This window comes from Pseudomonas sp. 3A(2025), from assembly GCF_054589175.1.
The window spans coordinates 23,073-30,665 of the sequence record NZ_BAAILM010000028.1 but is presented as its reverse complement, the minus strand read 5'-3'; the positions used below and the strand labels follow the sequence as shown (position 1 = coordinate 30,665).

At 56.3% G+C, this 7,593-nt stretch carries 6 protein-coding genes and 1 tRNA gene; 5 read left to right on the top strand and 2 right to left on the bottom strand.

The annotated features are described in order from the left end of the window. Nucleotides 1-171 precede the first annotated feature (171 nt). The gene (locus ACYP2A_RS10800; protein ID WP_459744986.1) at nucleotides 172-1,116 is read right to left on the bottom strand and encodes a LysR substrate-binding domain-containing protein; all 945 of its coding nucleotides are present in this window, start codon (nucleotides 1,114-1,116) and stop codon (nucleotides 172-174) included. A gap of 295 nt (nucleotides 1,117-1,411) precedes the next feature. Between ACYP2A_RS10800 and ACYP2A_RS10795 the strand changes: the two genes are divergently transcribed. The 4 genes from ACYP2A_RS10795 to ACYP2A_RS10780 are packed head-to-tail and all read left to right on the top strand — an operon-like array spanning nucleotide 1,412 to nucleotide 4,932. Beyond that, complete coding sequence (locus tag ACYP2A_RS10795) at nucleotides 1,412-2,395, top strand: DUF1852 domain-containing protein (RefSeq protein ID WP_459744985.1); 984 nt, start codon at nucleotides 1,412-1,414, stop codon at nucleotides 2,393-2,395. A 26-nt stretch (nucleotides 2,396-2,421) separates the two neighbouring features. After that, the gene (locus ACYP2A_RS10790; protein ID WP_459744984.1) at nucleotides 2,422-3,456 is read left to right on the top strand and encodes a methionine synthase; all 1,035 of its coding nucleotides are present in this window, start codon (nucleotides 2,422-2,424) and stop codon (nucleotides 3,454-3,456) included. 25 nt (nucleotides 3,457-3,481) lie between these two features. After that, nucleotides 3,482-4,291 carry a precorrin-6A synthase (deacetylating) gene (gene cobF / locus ACYP2A_RS10785; protein ID WP_459744983.1) on the top strand — a complete coding sequence of 270 codons (810 nt, stop codon included), beginning with the start codon at nucleotides 3,482-3,484 and terminating at the stop codon, nucleotides 4,289-4,291. A gap of 29 nt (nucleotides 4,292-4,320) precedes the next feature. After that, nucleotides 4,321-4,932 (top strand): glutathione S-transferase family protein, encoded by a 612-nt coding sequence (locus ACYP2A_RS10780; RefSeq protein ID WP_459744982.1) that lies wholly within the window; start codon nucleotides 4,321-4,323, stop codon nucleotides 4,930-4,932. Between the two features lie 94 nt (nucleotides 4,933-5,026). Here ACYP2A_RS10780 and ACYP2A_RS10775 read toward each other — a convergent pair. Continuing rightward, nucleotides 5,027-5,103: transfer RNA gene (locus tag ACYP2A_RS10775), tRNA-Met, on the bottom strand. A gap of 252 nt (nucleotides 5,104-5,355) precedes the next feature. Between ACYP2A_RS10775 and ACYP2A_RS10770 the strand changes: the two genes are divergently transcribed. Further along, nucleotides 5,356-7,593: a methyl-accepting chemotaxis protein gene (locus tag ACYP2A_RS10770; protein ID WP_459744981.1), complete on the top strand. Its 2,238-nt coding sequence runs from the start codon at nucleotides 5,356-5,358 to the stop codon at nucleotides 7,591-7,593.

Genomic DNA, 7,593 nt, shown 5'->3' with positions numbered 1-7,593 from the left:
ATGTCATCCACCATTACAACCAGGTCAGGCTCCACAGCTACAACGAATACCGCACGCCGGCCGATCAGGAAAGGCTGGCGGCCTAGCTCCTATAACTGTGTCCGGAATCAGTTGACCAGATCAGACCATACCCGGCATCGTGAGGGTGTGCAACAGGTGGCAGGATACCGGCTACACCGCCGTGCCTGGAGTGCCCGGTTCCCGAACTGCGCTGATGCCCTCCAGCGTCGAGAAGGAAGTGTCTTTCGCCGTCAGCAGGAAATCGCTCATGTACGGCGTTGTCAGCATGTCCGAGCGTACCGCAGCGAAAAGCGTCGGGAATAGACCCTTGTCACCCAGGCGTCGGGCTGTGACATACCCGCGAGAGGTATATTCGTGCAGTGCCCAGTTTGGCAGGCAGCAGACGCCTCTGCCGGACGCCACCAGTTGCATCATCATCACCGTCATCTCGGACGTTCGGACGTTGAGTGGCTCAACGTCGGCCGGGTCAAGGAAGCGCGTGAAGATATCGAGCCTGTCTCGTTCGACGGGATAGGTGATCAGGGTATGTGGCTTCAAATCGTTTGGCAGAATGACACTTTTACCAACCAGTGGATGGTGGTTGTCCACGGCCAGCAATGCTTCATACATGAACAAAGGCACATAGGTAATGCCGTTCATGTTGATCGGGTCGGACGTCACGACCAGATCCAGATCGCCACGGGCCAAGGCAGGTAGCGGTGCGAAGGAGAATCCCGAGGCAAGATCCATCTCGACTTCCGGCCATGATGTTCTGAAGGCGTCAATGGCGGGTATCAGCCACTGGAAACAACTATGGCATTCAATCGCCAGGTGCAGGCGACCCGCCGAACCTCCCGCTAACCGGCTGAAATCACGCTCGGCCTCCCTCAGCAATGGCAGGACTTCATCCGCCAGTCTCAGTAACCTCAGACCCGCGCTGGTAAAGCGCATCGGCTTTGATTTGCGCATGAACAACGTCATCCCCATCCGCTCTTCCAGTTCCTTGAGTTGATGAGAAATGGCTGACTGGGTCAGGTTCAGACGCTCAGCCGTGTCCACCAGACTGTTGGTGTCGCGCATGGCTTGTACGGTTTTAAGATGACGAATATCGATCATGGTCATGAATAAAATTTGAGTTGAAGTATCAAGATTAATTCATCTAACCATAGATCAGATATCGGCAAGGGGTCCAGTGGATAAATCCATCAAGCTTAGTGATCATGAGCGTGACTAATAGTTTATTGAAATCAATTCGTTTTTAATCAATCGGTCACCCGGCCTACACTGCGTACTGCATTTCACCGCCCGCATCATAAGACGGCCAAGTGAAAAAACGAAAGGCAGGACAACGCTGAAAAAAAGCAATAAGCCGATTCAGCGTTGTCCCGAAAAAATACGGTGTCAGATCACGATGAATAACGAATTCACATTTGCTATCAAGAGCATTTGTTTTGACGAGGATTACTCCCCTTCAGGCAATACGCGCATCACGACCAACTTTGCCAATCTGGCCAGGGGGGAGAACCGTCAAGAGAACTTGCGCAATACCTTGAAGATGATTGAAAACCGTTTCAACGGGCTGGCGCAGTGGGACAATCCCAAAGGGGATCGTTATACCGTCGAACTGAACATCATTTCCGCTGAAATGTACATCGGGGCTGAAGGCAGTGCCCCCGCCATTCCGTTGATCGAGATGTTGAAAATAACGACGGTCGATCGAAAAACCAATCAGCGCCTGAGTGGCATTGTAGGAAACAACTTCTCCTCTTACGTGCGAGATTATGATTTCAGTGTGCGGTTGCGCGAGTACAGCAAGAACCCGTCCGCGGCTGGCACGCCGGACGATTTTGGGGCGTTGCACGGCAAGCTGTTCAAGTGCTTCATTAATTCCAGCGCCTACAAAGCGCATTTCGAAAAGCCGCCGGTTATCTGCCTGAGTGTTTCGAGCACCAGGACTTACCACCGCACCGAGAATCAGCACCCTGTTCTGGGCGTTGAATACCAGCAGGATGAATATTCATTGACGGATGACTATTTCAGGAAAATGGGGTTGCAGGTTCGTTATTTCATGCCCCCGAACAGCGCGGCCCCGTTGGCTTTTTATTTTTCAGGCGATTTGCTGGGTGATTACACCAACCTTGAGCTTATCGGCACCATTAGCACGATGGACACGTTCCAGAAAATTTACCGGCCAGAAATTTACAACGCCAATTCAACAGCAGGAAAGTCCTATCAGCCCAGTTTGAAACACCAGGACTACTCGTTGACGCGCATTATTTATGATCGAGAAGAGCGCAGTCGGCTGGCGATTGAGCAAGGACGATTTGCCGAAGAGCAGTTCATCAAACCTTACCAGACCCTCCTTGAACAGTGGTCCGCAGACTGCGCATTTTGATCATTTAAAAAACAAGGTCATCTTTCATGAAAAAACTGTTGCCCACTTCGACTGCTGGCAGCTTGCCTAAACCTGCCTGGCTTGCACAACCCGAGACCCTGTGGTCACCCTGGAAGTTGCAGGATGAAGAACTGATTGAAGGCAAGCAAGACGCCTTGCGTTTGTCATTGCAAGAGCAACAACAGGCAGGTATCGATATCGTCAGTGACGGTGAGCAAACTCGCCAGCATTTTGTCACGACGTTTATCGAGCACCTCGACGGCGTCGATTTCGAAAAGCGCGAGACTGTCAGAATTCGTGACCGCTATGAGGCCAGTGTGCCAACGGTCGTGGGGGCTGTTGCGCGTCCAAAGTCCGTGTTTGTCGAAGACGCCCGGTTTTTACGGCAGCACACCAAACAGCCTATCAAGTGGGCCCTGCCAGGCCCCATGACCATGATTGATACGCTCTACGATGCGCATTATAAAAGCCGTGAAAAACTGGCTTGGGAATTTGCCAGGATTCTCAATCAAGAAGCTAAAGAGCTGGAGGCGGCCGGGGTTGATATCATTCAATTCGATGAACCGGCCTTCAATGTGTTTTTTGACGAGGTCAATGACTGGGGGGTGGCCACCCTGGAACGAGCAATCGAAGGCCTTAAATGCGAAACGGCCGTTCATATTTGCTACGGTTACGGCATCAAGGCGAATACCGACTGGAAGAAAACGCTGGGCTCGGAGTGGCGGCAATACGAAGAAGCCTTTCCCAAACTGCAAAAATCCAGCATCGATATCATCTCTCTGGAATGTCACAACTCGCACGTTCCCATGGACCTGATCGAACTCATTCGGGGTAAGAAAGTGATGGTGGGGGCCATTGACGTGGCAAGCCATACCATTGAAACCCCTGAGGAAGTCGCCAACACCCTGAGAAAGGCACTTCAGTTCGTCGATGCCGACAAACTCTATCCCTGCACCAACTGCGGCATGGCGCCTTTGCCTCGTCGAGTTGCCAGCGGCAAGCTGAGTGCGCTGAGTGCCGGCGCAGAAATCGTCCGCAGAGAGCTCTCGAGCGGGCGCTGAGTCACGTTTGGAAGTGGCGTACGCGATGAAAAAAATCCTGATCATCGGCATTGGCGCAGGCAATCCCGAATACATCACCGTGCAGGCCGTGAACGCGCTCAATCAGGTCGACGTGTTTTTTCTGATGGACAAGGGCCTGAGCAAGGAAAAGCTCAACCACCTGCGACAGGAAATCTGCGAGCGCTACATCACTGACCGCAAGTATCGAATGGTCGAAGCGCCTGGCCCGGAGCGTCGGCGCGAAGGCGTCGATTACCTGGAGGCGGTGGATGATCTGAATAACGAAAAACAGATCCTCTTCGAACGTCTGATCACGCAAGAAATGAACGACGGTGAATGCGGAGCGTTTCTGGTCTGGGGCGACCCTTCGCTGTATGACAGCACCCTGCGGATACTCGACGCGATCATCTGCGGCGGCAAACATGCGCTGTCTTATGACGTTATTCCCGGCATCACCAGTGTCCAGGCGCTGACCGCGCAACATAAAATTCCGCTGAACAACATCGGCCGGTCCATTGAAATCACGACCGGTCGACGCCTGGCTGAAGGTTTCCCCAACAACGTCGACAGCGTTGTGGTGATGCTCGACGCCGAGAACACTTACAAAGCGTTTGCCGATCAGGACATGGATATTTTTTGGGGAGCCTACCTCGGAACGCCCGATGAAGTGTTGATAGCAGGCAAGCTTAAAGACGTCGCGGATGAGATTGAGCGTGTTCGTAAGGCTGCACGAGAGGCAAATGGCTGGATTATGGATACTTACCTGCTCAAGCGAACCGCCCGCGATGAGCCGCAGGTGCAATCACCGCTTCTCAGCCGTGCCGCCAGGAAATAGGATTGACCGCCCGGTAAAGGAGAGACCTCATGAAGCTGATTGGTATGCTGGATTCCCCCTATGTCCGCCGTGTGGCCATTTCGCTCGATCTGATGGGCGTCCCGTTCGAGCATGTCGCACTGTCGGTATTCAGTGCGTTCGAGGCATTCTCCGCGATCAACCCGGCGGTGAAGGCACCCAGCCTGGTGCTGGATGACGGCACCGTGTTGATGGAGTCGACCCTGATCATCGACTACTTCGAAGCGTTGAGTCCTCCGGATAAAAAGCTGATGCCACAGCAGGCCATACCCCTGGCCGCTTCGCTGCGAACGTTGGGGCTGGCGTTGGCGGCCTGCGAGAAGGCCGTGCAGATCGTCTACGAATACAGGTTGCGGCCTGAGGAAAAACGTCACCAGCCATGGCTGGAGCGGATAACCGGGCAATTGCTGGCGGCCTGCCGTGAGTGGGAAGTGCAGTTGGTGCGGGGGCAGTCAGTTGTGCGCAGCCGACCGGATCAGGCCGACATCACCAGTGCCGTCGCCTGGTCGTTCATTCAGTTGATGGTCGACGATGTCGTCCGGGCAGACGATTTTCAGGCGTTGCAGGCTCATGCCGCACGGCTGGAAGGGACTGAGTGGTTCAAGCGTTACCCGCAGGTGTGAAGGTGGGCGGATAAACCCCCAGAAACAAGAAAGCCCGCACTAGGCGGGCTTCTTGTCGTTTACAGACTCGATCAAGAATCTGTAAACAGGTACTTGGTGGCTACACAGGGACTTGAACCCCGGACCCCAGCATTATGAATGCTATGCTCTAACCAACTGAGCTATGTAGCCAAGTGGCGCGCATTATTCCCTCGGAATGACATGTCGTCAAGCATTTATTTTAAAAAATATCTCCACACGATCAATCGCTTAGCTGTGGCCCCCAAAAACCCGCGTCTGCTTTGTTCCCACCGCTGTTTCTTCCAGTGACGCCAGCACGGGTTGCGCGCACAAAAATGGTGCGAATTTGTGACCCGCAACGGGGCATATGGCTACCACTGTTGCGTTTGATCGACACGGTCCACTTCTTGCTAGCTCAATGCCATGACGTTGGCCGATGAGTCCATGTCGCCTACAGGAATGTTCTCGAAGACTTTTTCAGGGAAGGCTGCGCGGCAGGGCACATCGGAAACATTTGCATGGCATTTTGCCGTTTACCTTTGTAGTCAAAAGATACCCAGGCCGGTACAAGCCGGCAGTCGGGTGTTAACGCAGGAGTGGGACATGAACAGCCTGTTGTCGCCGGGTATGCGTCTGTTGGGACGCTTTGGCTTTGCTCGCAAGTTTCAGCTGTTGTTCCTGCTGTTCATGCTGCCGCTGGTGGGCAGCCTGTGGATGATTGGCGTGGAGTACCGCGCCAAGCTGGCGGTCATTGCCGGTGAGCAGTCGGGTGTGCGCCAGTTGCTGGCGCTGGACGATCTGGATCGCGAGTTGTCGGCGCAGCGCGACCGTGCGGCGCGCTGGAAGGCGATCGATATCCTGCGCGAGCCTACGCCTGAAGCGCGTGAGGTGATGAGCCAGATCGATGCCGCCGTGCCGCGCATCAATCAGGCGCTGCAAAGCGTGGGTGCTGCGCTGGACAGCGAAAAGGCCGGTGCCGACACGCAGGCGCGCTACAAGACCCTGCAAGCCTCGGTCAAGGGCCTGGACAGCGAGTCGTTGCGCAGTGTGGGCTGGTGGCCCGACGGTTATGACCGCTTCACTTCGGCGATCAGCTACCTGCAAGCCCTGCGCGACCAGATCGCCATGGACACCGGCTTGATCCTCGACCCGTGGCTGGAAACCTACTTGCTGATGCAACTGTCGACCCAGCAGACGCCTGAGGTGATCGAGCGTATCGGTCGCATGGCCAGTATCGGCCAGACTTCGGTGGTCACTGGCCAGTTCAGCCTGCAAAGCCGTTTGCAGATGCGCGACCTGCGCAGCCGTATCGACGATGCGCGCGAGCAGATGCTCAAGACTGCAGGTTCGTTGCAAACCCGTCTGCCGCCCGAGCTGCAAGGCTGGGCCAACCGTTATGCGGCCAGCATGCAAGTGCTCAATGACGAACTGAAGGTGCTCGACGACGGCGTGTTCGGCGGTAGCATCAAGCTCAAGCCGGCTGACTTTGAACGCAGTGTCGACCGCTTGCTGGACGACATGGCTGCGCTGCGCAAGCAATCGTTGCAGTCACTCAATGAGCGTCTGGATTACTACCACAATAAATCCAACCGCGAATTCATCCCGGTGGGCGTGACCATTGGTGTGCTGCTGCTCGCGGCCCTGTACCTGTTTGCCTGTCTGCAGGCGTCGATCCGCCGCAGCGCCAGCGGCATCACCACGCTGGCCGAATCGTTGCGCGACGGTAACCTGTGCGTCGAAGTCTCGGTGCAGGGCCGCGACGAACTGGCGGCCATCAGCCAGGCGCTGAACGTGGCGGTGGTGCAACTGCGCACCAGTTTGCTGGGGGTCAACCACGAAACCCTGCAACTGGGCTCGGCGGTGCAGACCCTCAATACCCAGTCCAACGACACGCTGTACGAGGTTGAAGAACAGCAACAACAGATCAGCCAGATTGCCGCGGCAGCCACGCAATTGGCGGCGACCTCGCAAGGCGTGGCCAAGAGTTGCGAGCAGGCCTCCGACAGCGCCAGGCAAACCCGCAAGATCGCCGAAGAAAGCAGCCGCGACAGCCAGCGCACCACTGACAGCATTCAGCAACTTAATCGTCGTCTGACCGACACCGCCGAGGCGCTCGGTCGGGTCAGTGAGCAGGGCCAGCAGATTCAGTCGGTGGTCGATGCGATTCGCGGCATTGCCGAACAGACCAACCTGCTGGCGCTCAACGCCGCCATCGAAGCCGCCCGTGCCGGCGAGCAGGGCCGGGGCTTTGCCGTGGTCGCCGACGAAGTGCGCAGCCTGTCGCAACGCACCCAGGCGTCCACCGCGCAGATCGCCAGCACCGTCGACAGCTTGCGCTCGACCGTGACCCAGGCAGTCAATCTGATGGAAGCTGCCTGCGGCCAGGCCGTCAACGACGCGCAATCGGTCACCGGGCTGGGCGTACGCCTGGGTGAAATCGCCACGGCGGTACAAGGTGTGACCGACACCCTGGCGCAGATTCTTACCGCAGTGGAAGAACAGGCCACCACCGCCGATGAAGTCAGCGGCAATATCCAGCAGGTCGATCAGGCCGCCGGGCGCTTGCTTGACGGCGCGCGGGCGGTCAATCAGGCGGCGGACACCCTGAGCAAGGGCAGCCGCGCGCTGAACGACAACACGGCGCGGTTTCATTTGAGTTGA

Excerpts from the sequence above, each read along its gene's own strand:
- ACYP2A_RS10800 (WP_459744986.1), bottom strand. The coding sequence starts at position 1,116 with ATGATCGATATTCGTCATCTTAAAACCGTACAAGCCATGCGCGACACC.
- ACYP2A_RS10795 (WP_459744985.1), top strand. The coding sequence starts at position 1,412 with ATGAATAACGAATTCACATTTGCTATCAAGAGCATTTGTTTTGACGAG.
- ACYP2A_RS10790 (WP_459744984.1), top strand. The coding sequence starts at position 2,422 with ATGAAAAAACTGTTGCCCACTTCGACTGCTGGCAGCTTGCCTAAACCT.
- cobF (WP_459744983.1), top strand. The coding sequence starts at position 3,482 with ATGAAAAAAATCCTGATCATCGGCATTGGCGCAGGCAATCCCGAATAC.
- ACYP2A_RS10780 (WP_459744982.1), top strand. The coding sequence starts at position 4,321 with ATGAAGCTGATTGGTATGCTGGATTCCCCCTATGTCCGCCGTGTGGCC.
- ACYP2A_RS10770 (WP_459744981.1), top strand. The coding sequence starts at position 5,356 with ATGACGTTGGCCGATGAGTCCATGTCGCCTACAGGAATGTTCTCGAAG.